Source organism: Hymenobacter rubripertinctus (assembly GCF_003583925.1).
GTDB classification, from domain to species: domain Bacteria; phylum Bacteroidota; class Bacteroidia; order Cytophagales; family Hymenobacteraceae; genus Hymenobacter; species Hymenobacter rubripertinctus.
Map to the genome: position 1 here is coordinate 1 of NZ_QYCN01000009.1, position 19,946 is coordinate 19,946.

At 62.1% G+C, this 19,946-nt stretch carries 13 protein-coding genes; 8 read left to right on the forward strand and 5 right to left on the reverse strand.

Translation table 11 applies throughout. The features are described from left to right. Positions 1–610 precede the first annotated feature (610 nt). The 5 genes from D0T11_RS07430 to D0T11_RS07450 form a co-directional block, all read right to left on the reverse strand. The gene (locus D0T11_RS07430; protein ID WP_119655153.1) at positions 611–1,888 is read right to left on the reverse strand and encodes a M16 family metallopeptidase; all 1,278 of its coding nucleotides are present in this window, start codon (positions 1,886–1,888) and stop codon (positions 611–613) included. Between the two features lie 18 nt (positions 1,889–1,906). Next, complete coding sequence (gene porV, locus D0T11_RS07435; RefSeq protein WP_119655154.1) at positions 1,907–3,100, reverse strand: type IX secretion system outer membrane channel protein PorV; 1,194 nt, start codon at positions 3,098–3,100, stop codon at positions 1,907–1,909. Between the two features lie 53 nt (positions 3,101–3,153). Further along, entirely contained in the window at positions 3,154–7,098 is a 3,945-nt protein-coding gene (gene porU, locus D0T11_RS07440) for a type IX secretion system sortase PorU (RefSeq protein WP_119655155.1), read from the reverse strand. A gap of 177 nt (positions 7,099–7,275) precedes the next feature. Beyond that, positions 7,276–7,980 (reverse strand): CDP-alcohol phosphatidyltransferase family protein, encoded by a 705-nt coding sequence (locus D0T11_RS07445; RefSeq protein WP_119655156.1) that lies wholly within the window; start codon positions 7,978–7,980, stop codon positions 7,276–7,278. Between the two features lie 62 nt (positions 7,981–8,042). Next, positions 8,043–8,678 carry an MBL fold metallo-hydrolase gene (locus D0T11_RS07450; protein ID WP_119655157.1) on the reverse strand — a complete coding sequence of 212 codons (636 nt, stop codon included), beginning with the start codon at positions 8,676–8,678 and terminating at the stop codon, positions 8,043–8,045. 272 nt (positions 8,679–8,950) lie between these two features. Between D0T11_RS07450 and D0T11_RS07455 the strand changes: the two genes are divergently transcribed. The 8 genes from D0T11_RS07455 (at position 8,951) to ccsA (ending at position 19,607) form a co-directional block, all read left to right on the forward strand. Beyond that, on the forward strand, positions 8,951–10,060 hold the full coding sequence (locus D0T11_RS07455) for an NAD(P)/FAD-dependent oxidoreductase (protein WP_182888298.1): 1,110 nt from the start codon (positions 8,951–8,953) through the stop codon (positions 10,058–10,060). A gap of 25 nt (positions 10,061–10,085) precedes the next feature. Beyond that, a complete protein-coding gene (locus D0T11_RS07460) occupies positions 10,086–13,415 on the forward strand; it encodes a TolB-like translocation protein (protein WP_147374563.1) in 3,330 nt (1,109 codons plus the stop codon). Between the two features lie 187 nt (positions 13,416–13,602). After that, positions 13,603–14,244 carry a heme exporter protein CcmB gene (locus D0T11_RS07465; protein WP_119655268.1) on the forward strand — a complete coding sequence of 214 codons (642 nt, stop codon included), beginning with the start codon at positions 13,603–13,605 and terminating at the stop codon, positions 14,242–14,244. Between the two features lie 101 nt (positions 14,245–14,345). Continuing rightward, positions 14,346–15,017 carry a cytochrome c biogenesis protein gene (locus tag D0T11_RS07470; RefSeq protein ID WP_119655160.1) on the forward strand — a complete coding sequence of 224 codons (672 nt, stop codon included), beginning with the start codon at positions 14,346–14,348 and terminating at the stop codon, positions 15,015–15,017. Further along, entirely contained in the window at positions 14,998–15,252 is a 255-nt protein-coding gene (locus D0T11_RS07475; RefSeq protein ID WP_220473708.1) for a CcmD family protein, read from the forward strand. Before D0T11_RS07470 ends, D0T11_RS07475 begins: the two co-directional genes overlap by 20 nt. 198 nt (positions 15,253–15,450) lie before the next feature. After that, positions 15,451–15,876 carry a cytochrome c maturation protein CcmE domain-containing protein gene (locus tag D0T11_RS07480; RefSeq protein WP_119655161.1) on the forward strand — a complete coding sequence of 142 codons (426 nt, stop codon included), beginning with the start codon at positions 15,451–15,453 and terminating at the stop codon, positions 15,874–15,876. A 121-nt stretch (positions 15,877–15,997) separates the two neighbouring features. Then, positions 15,998–16,888 carry a hypothetical protein gene (locus D0T11_RS07485; protein ID WP_119655162.1) on the forward strand — a complete coding sequence of 297 codons (891 nt, stop codon included), beginning with the start codon at positions 15,998–16,000 and terminating at the stop codon, positions 16,886–16,888. Positions 16,889–17,006: 118 nt separating this feature from the next. After that, positions 17,007–19,607 (forward strand): cytochrome c biogenesis protein CcsA, encoded by a 2,601-nt coding sequence (gene ccsA, locus D0T11_RS07490; protein ID WP_119655163.1) that lies wholly within the window; start codon positions 17,007–17,009, stop codon positions 19,605–19,607. The last annotated feature ends 339 nt before the right edge of the window (positions 19,608–19,946 follow it).

Consider the following 19,946-nt stretch of genomic DNA (forward strand, 5'->3'; position numbering starts at 1 on the left):
CCTTATCTACAAGTCGCCCCGCGGCGTCCAGTCCCCTTCACCCGGGATGGATGCGCGGGGCTTCTTGCGTTTATAGAACCCGCCCCAGCCCGGCCCGGCATTAACCTGATTCCGGCCCAGGAGGCAACTCAAGGGCCTCTGGGAGTAGCGTGGGCTTGTATGATGACAGCAGACTGCTGAGGAGGCAGAATGATCAGTGCTTAGTAGGGCAGTATTTATCTGTTGTCTACTCTCCTGATATACATATTCCAGCCTTGAAAAAACGAGTCCAGCTGCTTTGAGATAAGCCACTTTGGCCTCTGAAGGACTCAGGTAATTAGTCCTGACACGACCAACGCTGAATCGGAGGTTTCTTAAGATGTGAATAGTCGCCAGCAGATTTGCTTCTTCGTTGCAACCATAAGAGACGAGGCAACCATCTGCGTGATAGGCACCCGGGCATTCCATGGGCAAAGTCCGACAGATTGTATTGGTACAGTGCTAGCCTGCAACTTCTGATCGGTTGCTGCCTGGCTTGCCTTCCATTGGGTGGGATCACGGCATTACAGGACATGAAAAGCCCGCATTCGGTTAGCGAATGCGGGCTTTTTAGTTGCCGGGAAGTATATGATTATCTGGCTGGTCCGGCTACAATTTCAATCATAGAATCCGGCGACAGGTAGTGCTGGGCAAGTTGTTGCAAAGTCCGGGAATCTACTGCCTGAATTTTCGCTACGAAGGTAGTGTAGTAATCAGCGGGCAGGTGGAAGAAGATCAGGTTTTTGTACTTGTCGCACTGCTCAAAAACGGTGCTGAGCTCATTGGCAAACTTGCCGCTCATGTAGTTCTTCACGGTTTGCAGCTCCGACTCGGGGATGAGCTCTTCCTGTAAGGTGCGCAACTCGTGGTGGACTTCCTGAACGGCTGCCTTGGCATTGGCCGCGTTTACGTCGGAGCCGATGACAAAGCTGGTCGCGTGCTCCCGGGGGCCTACGCTGGCGTAGATGCCGTAGGTAAAGCCTTTGTCTTCCCGGATGTTTTTCATCAGGCGAGAACCAAAGTACCCGCCGAGTACCTTCACCAGCACCTGCAACTCGTGGGTTTGCGGGTGCGTGAGGGCCGGCCACAACCGGCCGATACGTAGCGAGGATTGCAGGCTGCCTTCCAGCGTTACATACTCCTGGGGCATAACGTTGGCGGGGGCCAGAGCCTGTGTGGTCAGGGCAACAGCCACGGGAGCTATGCTGCCCAGAAGGTCGGTCAGCAAGGCGTTGTGTTCCTCATGCACATCACCACAAAGAAATATTTCGGCCTGGCCGAAGTTGTAGTGCTGTTGATAGAAGTGCCGGACTTCTGCGGAAGTGACGTTCTGAAAAACGGCTTCATTGAACGTGATGCCATACGGATACGTGGGGCCGAAGAGGTTGCGGGAAAACTGCTCGGAGGCCAGGTAACTGCTTTTCTGGCGCTCTACCCGCACGTTCTGGATAGTGCGGGTTTTTACCTGGGCCAGCTCTACCTCCGGGAAGATGGGCTCCGTCAGCACGTCCTGTACCAATGGGAGCAGAGGCGCCAGGTGGCGGGTAAGGCAGTAGAGGGTCAGGGTGGAGCGGTCGAAGCCCTGCTCACACTCCAGCGAAGCGCCGTAAAAGGCTACCTCATCGGCAATCTGGCGGGCGGTGCGGGTACGGGTGCCTTCCAGCAGCATCCGGGCCGCCAGCAGGGAAACGCCGGCGGTAGGATCGTACCACTTGCCAGCTCTGAAGACTACCTGGAGGCGAACGACGGGTTGGGCATCGTTGCGTAGTACGTGAAGACGGGCTCCGTTGGGGAGCGAAAACACGTCAGCCGCCGGCAGCGTTACGCGGGCCAGCGGCTGAACGGGAGGAGCGACGGTACGGTCGAGCATCAAGAGAAGAAAGAAGAGTTAGTTGCCGGAGCTATCGGAGCTGCCGAAAGCCTCGCTGAGCTCATTGAAGTTGAAGTGCAGGGAAACCCGCAGCGTTTGGGAGAGTGGGTTGGCCTTGGAGTTTGGCACCAGATAGGTGCCATCCACCCCAAAAACCTGGTACCGGATGCCGGCTCCGAAGCTGAGGTACTGCCGGTCACCCTTCATCTTGTTCTCGTAGAAGTAACCGGCCCGCACCATCAGCAGGTCGTTATACGAGTATTCGAGGCCGGTTGACAGGTTGATTTCCTTCAACTCCTCGCTGAAGCCGCCGGGGGCGTCGCTGAACGAACTGGTAATACCGCGCACGATACCGTAGCTGGCCCGTTTCTCGTTTTCGGCTTCCACTGCCGGATCACTGCTGGCCTTGCCTTCTTCGTAATAGGGCGTTGGCACCAGCAACTTGTTGGCATCGAAGGTGAAGGTAAGTTTGTTGTAGGCGTCCAGCTCCTTGGTGATGGCCGTGCCGAGCTTGAGGTTGGTTGGCAGAAAATCGGGCCGGCTCGCACTCGTGTAGGTGATTTTGTTGCCGATATTGGATACCGCTGCCCCGAAAGCCAGGTTATACTCGCCGGGGCCAATGGTGAGGTCGGTGGTGTAGTAAGCGCCCAAGTCTACGGCTACCGCATTGCCCGGATTGGTGTCGGCGATGGTTCCGCCCGTGAGGTTGGAGCGGATGTAGCGCGCGTTCAGACCTACCCCGAAGTTGTCGCTCAGCTTCTGTCCGTACCCAATTGCCAGCGCGTATTCCTTGGGGTTGAAATTGCTGGTGGGGTTGCCGCTGTTGTCGCGGTACTGGATTTCGCCCAAGTTGAAATACATCAGGTTAGCCGAAAGCGTGGACCGGTCGCCGATTTTTGTGGTCCCGCTCAGGTAAGCCAGGCCCATGTCGTTGGCGATGCTGGCCAGCCAGGGGGTGTAGGAGAGGGAGGCCGTGTGCTGGTAGCGCACGAAACCGAGCTTGCCGGGATTGTAGTACCCCGCGTTGGCATCGGGACTGATGGCCACGCCCGCCTCACCCAGGGCCGACGAGCGGGAATCGGGGCTGATGGTGAGAATGGGAACCGCGGTGGTAATGGCATTCACGCGCTGGGCATAGGCACCCGTGGTGGCGGCCAGACCCAGTAAACCGGGGAGCAGCACGGCCCGCAGGGACAGTTTCGGCAGTGTCATAAGGGAGAAGAGAAAGTGGAGGCGAAAAGTAGACGAAAAGCCGGAATGGCAGATTAGTTAAGCAAAACCAGCTTCTCGTATTTCGAGGCTGTTGAGGTATCGGAGGTATCGGCCGAGCGGGTCCGGACGCTCACGCGGTACACGTACACGCCCCGGGCCAGCTGGTCCTGGTACTCGTCGCGGCCGTCCCAGCTAACGGCGGCCACATGGGAGCCGCTGCCGAAGGCAGAGCCCTGCAACGTGCGCACCAATTTACCGGATACCGTAAAAATCTGCACCTGAATCTCCAGATCCTGGCCGTTGCGGTTGTGGTCGAAGTGGAACGTGGTGGTACCAGCAAACGGGTTGGGGTAGTTGAGCACGTGTTGCAGGGCCAGCTTCTCGGTAGGAGCCGCAATGAATTCCACGGCCCGCTCGGCCGAGTTGTTCCAGGTGTCCCAGGCTTTCACGCGCAACTCGTGGGGACCGGGCGTGAGGTCCTTGAACTTGTACTCGACCCGGCCCACCTGGAAGCTGTCGGTTTTGGCCGTGTAGAAGGAGTTGAGCACGGTTACTTTGCTGGCGTCGCCGTCCAGGGTTGCCGTCAGGTCGTGGCCGATACCGGTGCCGGCCGTATTGATGCCGCTTTCGTCGCGTAAGGTGCCCAGCAGGGTAGTGGTCAGGCCCGTGAGTCCGCCGAATGCAAACTGCTCGTTGTCCATGAACAGGCGGATGCGGGGCGGGATGGTATCCCGCGTTGACAGCGCGGCGGCGTCGCCGACGGGCGTCAGGCGCTGGCCGTGGGCGTCGATGCGGGCGCTGGGGTCGGCGGCATACAGGCTGATTTTGCCCAGGCCCACGCTGTAGTTGATGTCTTTGGGAACCACGAACTGAACCTTGAACTTACCTCCCCGGATGCTGGCCGGGCCATCGTAAAACACGTTTTCGCGCACCGGAATCGGTACGGGCGTGTCGGTGGGCTCGTTGCCAAGGGTTGTGAGGGTAGTTTTCTTCTCGAAGACCTGCACGTTGGCCGTGCCCGTGAAGGCCGCGTTCAACTGGCCTCCCTGCCGGATTTCGCCCGCAATTTCCACTCGCTGCAAGGCCTTGAGCGTGTCGGTGAGGGTGGTGGCCGGTTTGCCGTTGATGGTGGTCACGACGGCCTCCTGCTCCGGGTAGGCCAGGCGCATGGAAGGGTCGCCGAGCAGGGCGTAGTTGCGGTTGTTATCGCCGGCCACGGCAATGTTTTTGGCCGTCTGGCAGATGTCGCCAATGCGGGGCATCCGGCCGTCGGGCCGCCGCTTGAACAGGTCGTTGAAGAATTCGATGGCCAGCGACTGGTTCTTATCGGCGTACACCACCCGGGTGGTAGTAAGCAGGCCAATGGCCCCGCCGCTGATATCGGTCAGCGACTGCTCGCCGGCGGAGGTAAATTCCGGGTTGTCGTAGGTGCTGAAGTCGCAGGTGCCAGTGAACAGGAAGGTAGGGCGGGTGGTGTTTTGCAGGCGCAGAATGGAGCTGTTGGTCACAATCTGCTCATCGGCCCAGCCTTTGGGGCCACCGTGGCCGATGTAGTTGATCAGCAAGGAACCCTGCTCAAATGCCTCGTCAATGGCCTTCTCCACTGCCGGGGAGCGTTGGCCAGCCGCCACAGTAACCTGCGGAAACAGGTCGAGGTAAAGCTTATACACGTTGTAGCTGCGCGCATTCGTCAGCGTATCGAGCGGCGCGGCCAGCTGCTCACTGTAGTAGCTGAACAGGTTGCCATCCCCATCATCCGACACGAACGAGAGCCGGTTGCGCCACTTGCCGTAGGCGGCCGGCGCGTCGTAGTCAACCAGCTTCTTGAGCACCAGTTTAGACTGTTCGACGGTCCGCACCGGCAGGCGGCCCACGGCAATGTCGAGCAGCTCGTTGCTGGTGTTGGGGCGCCACTCACCTTCCGTATCATCGAGCAGGCCATAATAGTCGTCGGACGAATACGTGAGGCCCTGGGCGTTGGGCCGGGCACCCATCACCAGGTCGAAGCCCTCCACCGACTCGTACACCGGCACGAAGTTCTGGTTGATCTTATGGCTGTTGCTGGGTTGGCGGTCCTTCCACCAGTCGGGCAGCTGGGCCACGTCGTTGGTGGGGTCGGCCTTGTAGTCGTAGGAGGCGTCGCCGAACAGCAATAGATACTGCCGGCGGTTGGCGGTGTTGCGGTCGTAGACCATCTTCATCAGGTCGCGGATGGCCGAAACGTCCTGGCCGCCGGAACCGAATTCATTGTAAATCTGGGCCGTGGATACCACCTGGGCATTAAGCCCGTCGTGGGTGGTGCGGTGGGCGGCCAGCGCGGTGGCCGCTTCCAGAAAAGCCGGGTGGGCCACGATAACCAGCTCCAGCTTGCCATCGAGGTTGAGGGCGTGCAGGTTCTGGTTGCCTACCTTCCCGAAGGTGCGGGGCGCCGGGAAATCGGCGCCGCTGAAGGCCACGAACTCCCGGAGCGTATCGGTGCGGGCCAGGAAGGTGCCGTTGCTGGCGGCTACCGCCACGGGGCGGCGGGGGTTGGTCACGTCCCAGATGGTAGCGCCGGTGGCGTTGCCGAGCTCAAACTGGCTGATGGCTACCGGGCTGATGTTGTCGAGGGAGCGGAAGGCGAGTTGATTGCCGCTGAAGCGCAACTGCCGTCGCGCGTTCAGCTCCAGGTAATCGAGGTAGCCCTTGGCGGCCGGGTCGCCGCTGCCATTGTAGGCCAGGCTGATTTTGAACTCGGTGGGTGAGGTGGCCGGCACCGCGTATTGCAGGGTGCTGAGGTTGGTGTTGGCCACCTCGGGGTAGCAGCCGAAGCCGCCGGAGCAGTTATAGCCGGGTACCACCTGCGAGGCCACGTTCTGGCCGTTCACAATGCTCTGAAACACGGTGGGCGACAACGAGGCGGCCACTACCGACGAAGTAATCTGGGCAACGGAGCCCGGCACCAGATCGGTTACGGGCAGGGTGAAAGTGCGGCTTAGCTGGGTGTTGGCGGAGAATTCTTCCCCCACCCAGACCCGGCCCGACTTGGCGATATTGAGCAGGTCGCGCTCGTAGAACTGCCGGTCGAGGAAGGTGGTGATGCGGGTGCTGGTAGTTCCGCTCACGGCGGGAGCAGCCGGCACCCGGCGCCCGGCGGCCGGTCCTACGGTCAGGAAATAGTAGGCCGTATCGGTGTAAGGGTTGAGCTGGTGGCGAAACCGGGCATTGTTGCCGTCGCGCGTCCAGGTGTGCGGCCCTACGGCGTAGAAGAGGAAGTACTCGTTGTCGTCGAAGGTTGCGCCGGCGTCGCCCACAAAGTGCAGGTTGTTTTCGGCCAGGTCGTCGGGGCGGTAGGCGTTGTTGGCCTGGGGAAGGGTGCCCATAGCGTTGCCAAACAGGCGCAGGCGGCCGGGGTCGAGGCCCTGTACATTCAGGCCCAGTTTGCTCAGCGTGGCTTTGTCGAGCTTGTAGATGCCGTTGGTGGGCACCCCGATCTTAAACCAGTCGCCCTGGCTGAGCACCGAAGTGCGGGCGTAGGTGCGGGTAGCCTGGGGGCGGCGGGCCGTGGTGGTGTAAGCGTAAGCGAAGGAAACCAGCTTTTCGGCCTGGCCGGTCTGGGGGTTGCGGCGCAGGGGCTGCACGGCCAGCAGCGTCACTGCCTGGCGGGCTTCGGTGCCAAACGTCAGGCGCAGGGTTGGGCTGGTGGGCAGGGCGGACAGATCGAGCTGGCGGGCTTCGGCGGCGGGCACGGCCTCGTAGAGGGTTTCGCGCAGCTGGCCCTGCTCTACGGTGCCGGCCAGGCGCAGCTGCAAGGTGCCCACTTGCTCGTTGCGCCCGAACGAGGCCCCCCGGAACGAGGGCACCCGGCGCTGCTGGCCCTTGATGGCCACCGGCTCGGTACCCGTCCAGGCAACGCGACTGCGCACGATCTGTTCGCCCGACTGTGCCTGGGCGACCGGCCCGAGCCCGCTCAGCAGTAGCAGCAGCGTCAGCAGGACCCAGAACGTAGAATGTCGCATACGCAGAAGCTCAAAAATCAGGAGGAAGAAGAACGTACGAGTGGCAACAGGCAGGTGGGCAACTCAGTTCAGCCTGCTTGGTTTAACTGCCTTTGCCGGAAAATATTGCCCACCCGCCCAAAAAAAATACCGGCTCTTAGCTAAACGAAGCAGCACGGGCCGTGGATTGCCGGCCGCTCAGCCCTGGAGAACTTCCGGCTTGGCCGGCATCAGGACGGAAAGCACCACGTAGAGCAGGATAATCGGGGGAATGGCGGCGGCTCCCAGCACTAGCAGCAGGGCCAGACTCAACCCCAGAAAGAGCAGCCGCACCTTGTTCTCCTGCCAGCGCAGGGACTTGAACTTGAGCGCGAACAAGGGCAGCTCGGCCACCAGCAGGCCCGAGAGCACCAGGGTAAGGGCCAGCAGCGTCCAGGGATTGAGAATGAATGGGCTCAGGGAAAACCGGTCGTGGTCGAGAATCAGGGGCAGGGCGGCGACCACCAGCGTGCAGGCCGGGGTAGGCAGGCCAATAAAGGAATCCGACTGCCGGGTGTCGTTGTTGAACTTGGCCAGCCGCAGGGCCGAAAACACCGTCACGATAAAGCCCGCGTAGGGCAGCCAGCTGGGCATACCGGCCCCGCTCTGGCGCAGCAAATCAAACAGGAACGCGCCAGGCACTACCCCGAACGATACCACGTCGGCCAGCGAGTCCAGGTCTTTGCCAATGGGCGACGAAACGTGCAGTGCCCGGGCCAGCAGGCCATCGAAAAAATCGAACAGGGCCGACAACGCCACGAAGTAGGCACCGGTCACCAAATCACCGGCAAAAATAGAACAGAGGGCCAGGCATCCGGAGAACAGGTTCAGACAGGTAACCGCGTTAGGAATATGCTTTTTCAAGGGGTAAACAGATTGAGTGGGGTAGAGGAGGGCGGGCTGCGGATGCGGCGAGCCCACGGGCCTTATTGCAGAAACGGGTTGGCGCGGCGCTCCTGCCCGATGGTGGTGGCCGGGCCGTGGCCGGAGTACACTACCGTCTCGTCGGGCAGGGTCAGAAGCTGGCCCCGGATGCTGGTGATGAGCGTCTCGTAGTCGCCGCCGGGCAGGTCGGTGCGCCCGATGCTGCCCTGAAACAGCACGTCGCCCCCGATGAGGGTGCTGGTGGGCGCGTGGTAGAACACCACGTGGCCCGGGGCGTGACCCGGGGCGAAGCGCACTTCCAGCGCCGTTTCGCCGAAGCGCAGGGGCTCGCCGGCCGTCAGCAAACCAGTGGGCTCGGCGGGGTGGTAGAGCGGGAAGCCGTAGCTGGGCGCGTAGGTAGGCACGGCGCGCAGCGTGGGCAAATCGGCCTCGTGCACCAGAAACGGCACCTGATAGGTGTCGAGAATGAAACGGTTACCCAGTACGTGGTCGATGTGGCAGTGGGTGTTGACCAGCAGCTCTACCCGCAGCCCCCGGGCCTCGATGAACTGCTTCAGGGCATCCTGCTCGGCCCGCTCGTAGCAGCCGGGGTCTACTACCACGCAGGCCCCGGTGGCGTCGTGGAGCAGGTAGGTATTTTCGGAAAACGGATTGAACGTAAAGCCGGAAACGGTCATAGCACGAAAAGGAGAAACAACGAGAGTTTGGAACAAGCAAGGTAAGACGTTTTTGGGGGTCTGGAAGAATGCGGGAATCCAGGCAGCAAGGAACCGTTCCCGCCGCCCGAACTGCGGCCGCAAGCTCCGGACCCCGCCATGAGCCGGCCAACGCGTTGCCCGCGCCCGGAAAAAACCGCCAGCCCCCTTCCGGAGCTGGCGAAACGGCGCGCCCGCCCGACCGACCGCCCACTCCTCCCCGAACGCTCAAAAACGTCTTACCTTGTCCGCCTATGATGGGCGTTGAGTATTTGATTGTGGGCTATGGTATTGCCGGGGCCACGCTGGCAGCTGAGTTGCGCGGGCGGGGCCGTAGCGTATTGGTGCTGGATGTGGCCCGGTCCGATTCGGCCTCGCGGGTGGCGGCGGGCCTGATGAACCCGGTAGCCGGTAAGCGCTTTGCCCTGGCCTGGCGGGCCGATGAGCTGCTGACGGCTGCCGTGGCGTTCTACCGCGCCCAGGAGCAGCGGCTGGGCCAGCCGTTTCTGTACGAGCTGCCCATCATAAAGCTGTTCTCGTCGGTGCAGGAGCAGAACACGGTCGTCGCCCGCAGTGCCGACCAGCCCTGGCTCGATTTCGTGACCCAAGCCACCGGGGAGCTGCCCACGCTGCCCGGGGTGCACCAGGAGCTGGGGGGGCTGCGCATCCGGCGCGGCGGGTACGTGCGGGTGGAAGAACTGCTCACGGCCCTGACCGCCGAAGCGCTGGCCGCCGGTTGGCTCCAGCACGAAACTTTTGACTGGGGCCAGCTTGTTGCCGATCCGGCCGGGGGCTTCACCTACGCGGGCCGGGTGCAGGCCCGGCACATCATCAGCTGCGAGGGCGCGGCCACCAGCCAGAACCCGTACTTTGGCTGGCTGCCCCTGACGGCCAACCAGGGCGAGGTACTCACGGTAAAATGCCCCGGTTTGCCCACCGATACCGTCCTCAACAAAGGAGCCTATGTGGTGCCGCTCGGGGAGGGGTTGCTGCGGGTGGGAGCCACCTACCGCTGGCCCCCTTTCGCGGCGGGTACCACGCCCGAAGCCCTGGCCGAACTCACGGACCGGCTGCGCGCCATCACGGCGCGGCCGTTCGCCGTAGTCGGCCAGCGGGCGGGCGTCCGGCCGGCCGTGCGCGACCGGAAACCGCTGCTCGGTACGCACCCGGAAACGCCGGGTGTGCACGTGTTCAACGGGCTGGGCTCCAAGGGCGTGATGATGGCCCCGCGCCTGGCCCAGGTAATGGCCGACTGGCTGGAAAATGACGTGGCGCCCTGGCCCGAAGTCAATATCCGGCGCTACCTTACGTTATACTCTCCCGCCAATGCCGGCCCGCCGGCAAGCCGCGCCCTTCGTTCCTAGCTCTCCTTCGTTTTCCCGTCCTGATATGAAGCACTTATCCTTACTTTCCCGGCCGGGTTTGCGGCGGCCGGCCGGCCTGGCAGCCCTGGTGCTGGGCCTGCTGCTGGTTGATGGTGGCCCGGCCCGGGCCCAGACGGCCCAGGAGCCTTTCGGGCGGGTGCGCCTCCAGTACAAGGATTTCGACTGGATGCAGCTCAGCACCCAGAACTTCACGATCTATTATTATGCCGGTGGCGAAGATAATGCCCGCCACGCGGCCGAATACGCCGAAAAAGAGCTTCAGCGCATCACGGGCCTGATTGGGTACTACCCGTACTCCAAAACCACCATCATGCTCTTCAACTCCGTCGGCGACCTGCGCCAGAGCAACGTGGGCCTGAGCACCGACAAGTACCAGACCGGCGGCGAAACCTCGCTGCTGCGCACGACCAAGGTCCAGATTGCCTTCCAGGGCGAGCAGACCCGCTTCAAGCAGGACCTGAGCAACCGCATCACCCAGGTATTGCTCAACGACATGATGTACGGCGGCTCGCTCAAGGAAGTGATTCAGAGCAGCTACCTGTTGCAGCTGCCCGACTGGTTCATCAGCGGGGCCTCGGCCTACGCGGCTCAGGGCTGGAGCGTGGAAATGGACGACTACCTGCGCACCATGACCCGGGAGCACGAGGGCAACCGCACCGCGCCCTTCTTCTTGCGCAACCCCGAGCTGGCCGGCCAGAGCGTGTGGAACTACATTGCCGAACGCTACGGCTACACCAGTATTCAGAACATTCTGAACCTGACGCGCATCACCCGCGACGTGGAAGTGGGCATCAGCTCCTCGCTGAACGTGCCCTACAAGGTGTTTCTCAAGGATTGGCTGGGCTACTACCGCCAGCTGAATGCCCAGCCCCAGACCCCCTACCAGGAAGCCGAAGACAAGAACAGGCTGGCCGGCCGCAACCGCCGGGGCACCATTTATAGCCAGCCCGTGCTCAGCCCCAACGGCCAGCAGCTGGCCTACGTGCAGAACGACCTGGGCCGGTACCGGGTGCTGGTGGTGAACAAAAATGGCCGGGGCCGCAACGTAATCCACCGCGGCGGCTACAAAACTCCCGATCAGGAAGTGGAAATGCGGCTGCCGGTGCTGGCCTGGCGCAACAACAGCCAGGTGGCCGTGGTGGAGGAAGAAAAAGGGCTGCTCCAGCTCCAGCTGCGCGAGGCCAGTGGCGGGGTCGGGAATACCGTGGCCCGGCTGAAAGGGCTGCTGCCCCGTTTCGGCCGCCGCACTTCCCTGTTCGCCACGTTCTCCCAGGTAACCGACCTGAGCTACTCGGCCGACGGCAAGTCGGTGGTGTTCAGCGGCGTGCATAACGGGCAGAACGACCTTTACCTGCTGCGGGCCGGTAGCCGGGCTCCCGAAAAGCTCACCAACGACGTGTTCGACGACGTGCAGCCCGTTTTCCTGCCCGGCGGCGGCGGTATCGTGTTCAGCTCCAACCGCTGGCTCGATTCGGCCGGTACGGCCGAGGGCAGCTTCGGGGCCGTAGTCAACAACTACGACCTCTACCTCTACCACCTCGATGGCCGCCCCCAGCCGGTGGAGATGTTGGTAAATACGATTTCCAACGAAGGCCGGCCCCGGGCTATTTCCGATGCGGAAGTGCTGTTTGTGGGGGAAGAAAGCGGGGTGCGCAGCCTCTACCGGCTGGCCCTGGCCACCCACCAGTATCAGCCCGCAACGAGCTTCCTGGCCAACATCAAGGACTTCGACTACAACGCTACCACCAACACGCTGGGCTTCGTTTCGACGGCCGACGGCCGCGACAACGTGTACCTGTACCCGAATTACGCCCTGCCCGAAGGTCTGACGCTGGCTAAAACGGCCCGTCAGGAAATTCTGGAAGACCGCTCCCGGCCCGCCAAGGCGGCCGTGCCGGCGGCTACCCGCCCCGGCCCCACGGTGGCCAGCGCCACCCAGCAGAAGGGCGGCCAGAGTGCGGCCCCGGCCGGCAGCGCCGCCCGCCCMCCCGCGCCGGCTGCCGGTGCCCCGGCCAGCCGCGTGAATCCCAACAACTACGAGTTCGACGAGGATATTCCGGCCTCCCGGGCCGATCCGGCGACCGTGAAACGCCGGGCGGCCACGGTAGTTGCCCTGCCCAAGGCCGCTCCTGCCGGCACCTCCGACCCAACGGGGCCGTTCCGCTACGATACCCAGTTCAGCATCGACAACGTGGTATCGACGCTGACCACGGATCCGCTGCTAGGCCTGGGCCTGATGGGGCAGGTGAACATGTCGGACCTGATGGAGAACCACCGCATTCAGGCAGGTATTTTTGCGCTGACCGACTTACGGACCAGCAATATTTTTGCCGAGTATACCAACCTCAAGCACCGCGCCGATTGGAGTATCCGCTACCAGAAGCAGGCCTATTTCTTCGATTTTGAGAACGTGGGCCGGGTGCGCTACGGCCGCCACGAAATTGCGCCCACGGTTGCCTATCCGCTCACTCACAACCTGAGCGTACGCCTGGGGCCGCGCTTCGTGAACGTGAGCCGCCGTACGTACTCCGACCTGGCCAATGCCAACGACGTGAACCGCGACTACCTGGGCGGGGAGGGGGAACTGGTGTTCGACAACTCGGTGGTGACGGGCGTGAACATGCTGCAAGGCACCCGCATGAAGGCCGGCATCACGAAGCTCTACGACCTGGATGGCCGCAACACCGACTTCACCAAAATCTTCATCGACCTGCGCCACTACCAGAAGCTGCACCGCCAGCTGATCTGGGCCAACCGGGCCAGCTTCGGCCAGTACGTCGGGGGCGGTGCGTCCCAGTCCTACTTCCGCCTCGGCGGCATGGACAACTGGCTGAATTACGATTACGCCGATGCCCAGCTGATTACGGCGGACGACAAACCCGTGACCGAGCCAACCCAGCTGGACCCGACCCAGATGTTCTACCAGCAGTTCGTGACCAACCTGCGCGGGTTCGACTACAGCAAGCGGGTGGGGCAGAAGTACGTGCTCTTCAACTCCGAGCTGCGCCTGCCCATCGTGCAGTACTTCTCGCGGCGGCCCATCGAATCGGGCTTTTTTCGCAACCTCCAGCTAACGGCCTTCGGCGACGTGGGTACGACCTATTCCGGGGCTAACCCGTTCAGCGTCAACAACTCCAACAATACGCGCGTCGTGCCGGGCGGCAGCTTTACGGCTACGGTCGTCAACTTCACCAACCCCCTGCTCTACGGCTACGGGGCCGGAATGCGCACCACCATGCTGGGTTTCTACGTGAAAGGCGACGTGGCCTGGGGCCGGGAACAGTACATTACCAAGGGCCCGAAAATTTACGTTACGCTCGGCTACGACTTCTAATCCGAGCCAGGCAAAAGAACAGGACCGGCCGGTTTTCCACCCAGGAAAACCGGCCGGTTGGCATTCCGGACGGGGCAATTGCAGTAATCCTGGGCGGGGGGCGGCTAATCCGGGGGTTGGGTTGTATCTTTGCCCTCCGTTTACCAGCCGTGTTGCCGTGACGCTTCTGAGCGAAATTTGGGTGTTGATGCAGAAGGACTTCCGCCTGGAATGGCGGCAGCGCGCGGCCCTGAACGGCATGCTGCTCTACGTGAGCAGCACGGTATTCGTCTGCTACCTGAGTTTCTCCTCCCGGGGCGGCCAGCTGCCCGCCCCGGCCTGGAACGCGCTGTTCTGGATTGTGCTGCTGTTTTCGGCCGTGAATGCCGTGGCCAAGGGGTTTTTGCAGGAAAGCCGGGGCCGGATGCTCTACTACTATACTGTGGTGCGGCCCCAGGCCGTGATTCTGGCCAAAATAGCCTACAACGCCCTGCTGCTGCTGGGTTTGGCGCTGGTGGCCCTGCTGCTGTACTCGGTGGTGCTCGGCAATCCGGTCCAGAACGGGCCGCTGTTTGTGGGCAACGTGCTGCTGGGGGCCGTGGGCTTTGCCAGTACCCTCACCCTGGTATCGGGCATTGCTGCCAAGGCCACCAACAGCAGCACGCTTATGGCCGTGCTCGGCTTCCCGCTGATGGTGCCCATGCTGTTGCTACTCATCAAAGTCTCCAAAAACGCCCTCGACGGCCTCGAATTCGAAGCCAGCCGCAGCGCCCTGCTCACCCTGGTGGCCCTGAACCTGATTGTCGGGGCCGTATCCTACCTGCTGTTCCCATTTTTGTGGAGAAGCTGAAAAAGAAGCTTTTAGCTGTCAGCTGACTTTTTGAGGCCCTTTCCTATTGTAGATGTACAACGTTAAAAAGCTAACAGCCAACAGCTAATAGCTAATAGCTCATGAAAAAAAACTGGTGGAAAGCCCTGAGTGTGGTGCTGCTGCTGTACGTGGCGGTGGCGGGCCTGCTCATGCCCGTGCCGCGCCTGGCCATTCTCAATGAAACCATTCGCAACCTCTACTTCCACGTGCCCATGTGGTTCGGGATGACGTTCATTCTGGTTGCTTCGGTCTACTACTCGGTGCGCTACCTGCGCACGCCCACGCCCGCCCTCGATATCCGGGCTCACGAGGCGGCCCGCACCGGCATTCTGATGGGCTTCGTGGGGCTGGCCACGGGCAGCATCTGGGCCAAATATACCTGGGGCGAGTGGTGGACCAACGACCCCAAGCTCAACGGCGCGGCCATTGCCATGCTCATCTACGGGGCGTATCTGGTGCTGCGCTCTTCCTTTACCGATGAGCAGCAGCGGGCCCGGGTGTCGGCCATTTACAACATCTTCGCCTTCGCCACGGCCATGCCCCTGTTCTACATCCTGCCCCGCCTCACCGACTCGCTCCACCCCGGCGCGGGCGGCAACCCGGCCTTCGCCAAGTACGACCTCGACAGCAACATGCGCCTCGTGTTCTACCCGGCCGTTATCGGCTGGACGCTGCTGGCTTTCTGGCTGGCCCAGCTGGCCAGCCGCGTTTCCCTGCTCAAACTCAAAGTGTATGAAAAACAGATTGCGTAACCAGGTTTCGGGCTGGCTCAGCCGCGCCGTGCTGCTGCTGCTGGCCCTGCTGCTGCCGATGCTGCGGGCTGCTGCCCAAACCCCCAACCAGCCCGAAATGGCCGATGCGCTCCGGGGAAGCGGTAAGATTTACGTGGTGGTGGCCGTGATTACGGTGGTGCTGGCCGGCCTGCTGTTCTTCCTCATTTCCCTCGACCGCAAGCTTACCCGCCTGGAAAAGGAACTGGAAGAGTAGGCACGCGTCTGTCATTCCGACGCAGGAGGAATCTGGGGTAAGTCGTCGAACGGAGTCGTTGCAACGACTTACCCCAGATTCCTCCTGCGTCGGAATGACAGTTCACGCATTTACCACTTTTTACGGACCTTTGCGGCCGACTTTGCTGTTCTGTCCTGACTTCTGACTCCGATTGGAGCCGCCTATTGCTTCATTGACATGAAAAAAGCGCACATTTTCGTCATGGCCATTATTGCCGTGGCCATTGCCATTATCACCAGCACGGCCGGCGACGCCAGCGTGTACGTGACGTTCAAGGAAGCCCGGGAGCGGGCCGCCGAGGGCAACCTGACCAAGGTGCACGTGGTGGGCCGCCTGCCCCGCGATGGTCGCAAGAACATCATGGGCCTGGAGTACAACCCCACCCTCGACCCCAACTACTTCGCCTTCACGCTCGTCGATACCAACCGCATTGCCCAGCGCGTGGTCTATTTCAACCCCCAGCCCCAGGATTTCGACAAGTCGGAGCAGGTTGTTATCACGGGAGCCATGCGCAACAACATCTTCGTGGCCGACAAAATCCTGCTCAAGTGTCCTTCCAAGTATGTGGAAAAGGATATTGAAGGCGCTACGGCTTCGCGGTAAGCAAGAGGGAAGAATTAAAAGTTGACAGGTAAAAATGGGTGGAAGGGAAGCACAAACAGCGGGGCTGGCAAAAGCAACGTGTTGCTCGCTCCCGCGTTTGCTTCCGCTATTCTCCGCGTTTTTGCTTTTCAGCTTTACCCTCTTAATTCCCCTCCAGGCCCAGGTTGCCAACGACGACATTGCCCGGCGACGGGTGCTGCGGGCCGAGGAGCCGGCCCGCTCCAATACCAGCAACTGCACCGTGCAGTGGAACTGCGTGGAGGAAAGCCTGACCGGCAAATGCATTCAGTACCACAACGACCAGTGGTTCGAGTTTACGCCCCCCGTGGCCGGCCGCTACTTCGTGAACATCGGCGGGCAGCAGTGCCGCGACGTGCGCGGGGTGCAGCTGGTGGTGCTGACCGGGACGCCCTGCCAGCCCGCCACCTACCGGGTGCGCTCGTGCACCTCACTTGGCTCCCAGAACGATGTGTTTGTGATGCTGGATTCGTTGCGGGCCGGCCAGCCCTACCTGCTGAACGTGGATGGCTATCTGCGCGACTTCTGCCAGTTTACTCTCACCGTGAGCAAGCACCACCAGGGCCTGCCGGCCCTCGACCCACCCCCGCCGCCGGCCGCCCCGCAGGCCAGCCGCCTCGTAACGCTGCGCTGGACGCTGGCCGATTCGGTGGGCACGGTGCCGGAATTTCAGGTGTGGCGGCGGGAGGCGGCCGAAACCCGCGCCGCCCGCCGGGCGGCCGTGCCGGTAGCCCGCACCACCTACGGCGGGGCCGCCCCCGACTATGCCTTCACCGACACGCTGGCCGCGCCCGGCCGCTACCTCTACCAGGTGGTAGCCGGGGCTACGGTTGGGCCACCCGTAGTCGTGCAGCAGCAGTGGTACAATTTCAGCCCGCTCCCTACCAACGCCCCGCCGCCCACCAACGAGCGGCGGGTCCGCCAGCAAGTCTGGGAGCGGAAACAGTGGGAGAAGCGGGCTACGCGGATGCGCCGCCGTCATCCGGCCCGCTGATCCGGCCGCCTACCTCCACCACCGTCACCGGCAACGGACGGTGCCATTAAAAAACAACTTACGGTCAGGCTGGTAGATATACTGGCAGACTGACTTTCGCTTTTCCAACGCCGTATCCATGTTGAACACCTTCATTGGCAACGCCGGGCACCTGAGTGTCATTGTAGCCTTCGTCGCCGCCACGGTGGCCGCGTACTCCTACTACATGGCCGCCCGGGGCCGCGCCCTCGGCGACACCGACGCGGCCTGGCTGCGCCTGGGGCGCGGCGCGTTTCTGGTCCACGCCGTGGCCGTGATTTCCGTGATTGTGTGCCTGTTCGGCATCATCCACGGCCACCGCTACGAGTACTACTACGCCTGGAGCCACAGCAGCAACCACCTGCCGGTGTACTACATGATTTCCTGCTTCTGGGAAGGGCAGGAGGGCAGCTTCCTGCTCTGGATTTTCTGGCACGTCTGCCTGGGCCTCATCCTGATGCGCGCTTCCAAACGCTGGGAAGCCCCGGTGATGGCCATTTTCGCGGGCGTGCAGCTTTTCCTGACGTCCATGATTCTGGGCGTGGTGCTGGGCGAGCTCAAAATCGGCTCCTCGCCCTTCATCCTGCTGCGCGACTTCATGCCCGATCTGCCGGTCTGGAAAACCAACCCCAATTTCGTGCCTGCCGACGGCACCGGCCTGAACGCGCTGCTCCAGAACTACTGGATGGTGATTCACCCGCCCACGCTGTTCCTGGGCTTTGCTCTCACACTGGTACCCTTTGCCTACGCCATTGCCGGCCTCTGGAAGGGTGAGTACACCAAATGGGTGCGCCCGGCCATGCGCTGGACGCTCTGGGGCGGCATGATTCTGGGCGTGGGCGTCGTGATGGGCGCTTACTGGGCCTACGAAACCCTCAACTTCGGGGGCTACTGGAACTGGGACCCCGTGGAAAACGCGGTGTACATTCCGTGGCTGGTGCTGGTGGCTTCCCTGCACGGGCTGGTGCTCTGGCAGCGCAGCCGCACGGCCCTGCGCACATCCTTCGTGCTGGTCATTGCCACCTTCCTGCTCATTCTCTACGCCACCTTCCTCACCCGCTCGGGCGTGCTGGGCAATGCCTCGGTCCACTCCTTCACCGACCTGGGCCTCTCGGGCCAGCTCATCATTTACCTGGCCTTCTTCGCCGTGCTCAGCATTGCGCTGCTGATTTCGCGTTGGAAAAAAATTCCGATTTCCGAGAAAGAGCTGACTACTTATAATGCCGAGTTGTGGGTGTTTGTGGGAGCCACGGTGCTGTGCCTGGGCGCGTTTCAGGTGCTGTTTACCACCAGCATTCCAGTCTACAACGCCTTCCTGGGCTTCATTGGCATCAAGTCCAACCTGGCCCTGCCCGCCGACCAGATTGCCCACTACACCAAGTTCCAGCTCTGGATGGGCGTGGGGGTGGCCTTCTGCTCGGGCCTGGCCCAGGTGATGTGGTGGCAGAAGAACGATAAGTCGAGCCTGACCAATACGCTCACCGTGCCGGCTATTCTGGCGCTGCTCGGTGCGGCCCTCGTGATTTTGCTGGTGCAGTACTACGGCCACAAAATGGAGCTGGCCTACATTGTGCTGCTGACTACCGCCCTGTTTGCCGTGCTGGCCAACCTGAGCATGGTGCTGACCCTGATTCGGCGCAAGGTGAGCCTTTCGGGAGGCGGCGTGGCCCACATCGGCATTGCCCTCATGCTGCTGGGCGTGCTGGCCTCGGCCGGCTACTCCAACATCATCAGCCAGAACGTGTCGGGCCTGCTCTACTCCCGCGAGTTCGACCAGACCACCAACCAGGACAACGTGCTGCTCTGGCGCAACGACGCCGCCCCCATGGGCAAGTACGACGTGCGTTACACCGGCCAGTTCTTCGATGTGCCCGGCGTGCCCGGCTACGTGGACAAGCAGCTCCTGTTCCGCACCGCCGACGAGTACAAGGCCCTGGCCCGCGCCGACATTAAGCGCGGCGACGAGCTGTACTACAAAGCCGGCGACACGCTCGAAATCCTGCCCGAAAACACCTACTACCGCGTGGAGTACCAGGACCGCAAGACGAAGGAAAAGTTCGTGCTTTATCCCCGCGCCCAGGTAAACGAGCAGATGGGCGGCCTGCTGGCCTCGCCCGACATCAAGAAGTTCGCCGACCACGACATCTACTCCCACATCAGCGCCGTGCCGCCCATTGATAAGGAGAAGGATTGGAGCGAAGTGCAGGAGTACGTGCTGAGCGTGGGCGACACCATTGTACTCAACGACTACATTGCCGTGTTCCGGGGCGTGGAGCCCGCCCACCAGACCGCCGGCCTGGGCCTCAACAAGGACGACCTGGCCATTCAGGGCGACTTCCTGGTGTACGGCGAGAAGAAGCAGTACCACGTGCATCCGATGTTCGTGGTCCGCAACCGCCTCATCGGCCGCGTGCCCGACGAAGTGGAGGACCTGGGCCTGCGCCTCTCCTTCCTGAACGTGGACACCCAGCAAAGCAAGTTTACTTTCGGCGTGAGCACCACCCAGAAGGACTACATCATTCTGAAAGCCGTTGAGAAGCCCTTCATCAACCTGCTCTGGAGCGGCACGCTGCTCATGGCGCTTGGCTTCGGCATGGCCCTTTACAAGCGCCGCCGCGAAACCGAGGCCCCGGCCGTAGCCGCTCCGGCTACCGGCGTCCGCCCGCGGCCGGTGCAGCCCAAGCCCCGGCAGGTAGCCTAGCCAGCCCGCAACGTAGTATATCACCAGAAGCGCCCCCAACTCGCGGAGTTGGGGAGAAACTACCGGGGAATAGACCTGGCCGAATCAAGCAGCGCAGCCTGCCTGCGGCGAAGCGCGCAATGCCTGTAGCATTGGGAAGCTATTGTGTTTTTAATGCTACAGAACGTTTGTAGCATTGGGGAGCTATTATGTTTTCAATGCTACAAGCCGACTGTAGCATTGGCGAGCTATTGTGTTTTCAATGCTACGGGCGTTCTGATAGGTAGAGCAGCTGAGGTTTGGCACGGAACTATGGGCCAGAAAGACCACAAAAAAGGGCCGCCCACCGGGCGGCCCTTT

Coding starts and splice junctions, on each gene's coding strand:
- D0T11_RS07475 (WP_220473708.1), top strand. CDS start 14,998: ATGAAAAACAGATTGCGTAACCAGGTTTCGGGCTGGCTCAGCCGCGCC.
- D0T11_RS07455 (WP_182888298.1), top strand. CDS start 8,951: ATGATGGGCGTTGAGTATTTGATTGTGGGCTATGGTATTGCCGGGGCC.
- D0T11_RS07450 (WP_119655157.1), bottom strand. CDS start 8,678: ATGACCGTTTCCGGCTTTACGTTCAATCCGTTTTCCGAAAATACCTAC.
- D0T11_RS07430 (WP_119655153.1), bottom strand. CDS start 1,888: ATGCTCGACCGTACCGTCGCTCCTCCCGTTCAGCCGCTGGCCCGCGTA.
- D0T11_RS07465 (WP_119655268.1), top strand. CDS start 13,603: ATGCAGAAGGACTTCCGCCTGGAATGGCGGCAGCGCGCGGCCCTGAAC.
- D0T11_RS07480 (WP_119655161.1), top strand. CDS start 15,451: ATGAAAAAAGCGCACATTTTCGTCATGGCCATTATTGCCGTGGCCATT.
- ccsA (WP_119655163.1), top strand. CDS start 17,007: ATGTTGAACACCTTCATTGGCAACGCCGGGCACCTGAGTGTCATTGTA.
- porV (WP_119655154.1), bottom strand. CDS start 3,100: ATGACACTGCCGAAACTGTCCCTGCGGGCCGTGCTGCTCCCCGGTTTA.
- D0T11_RS07470 (WP_119655160.1), top strand. CDS start 14,346: ATGAAAAAAAACTGGTGGAAAGCCCTGAGTGTGGTGCTGCTGCTGTAC.
- porU (WP_119655155.1), bottom strand. CDS start 7,098: ATGCGACATTCTACGTTCTGGGTCCTGCTGACGCTGCTGCTACTGCTG.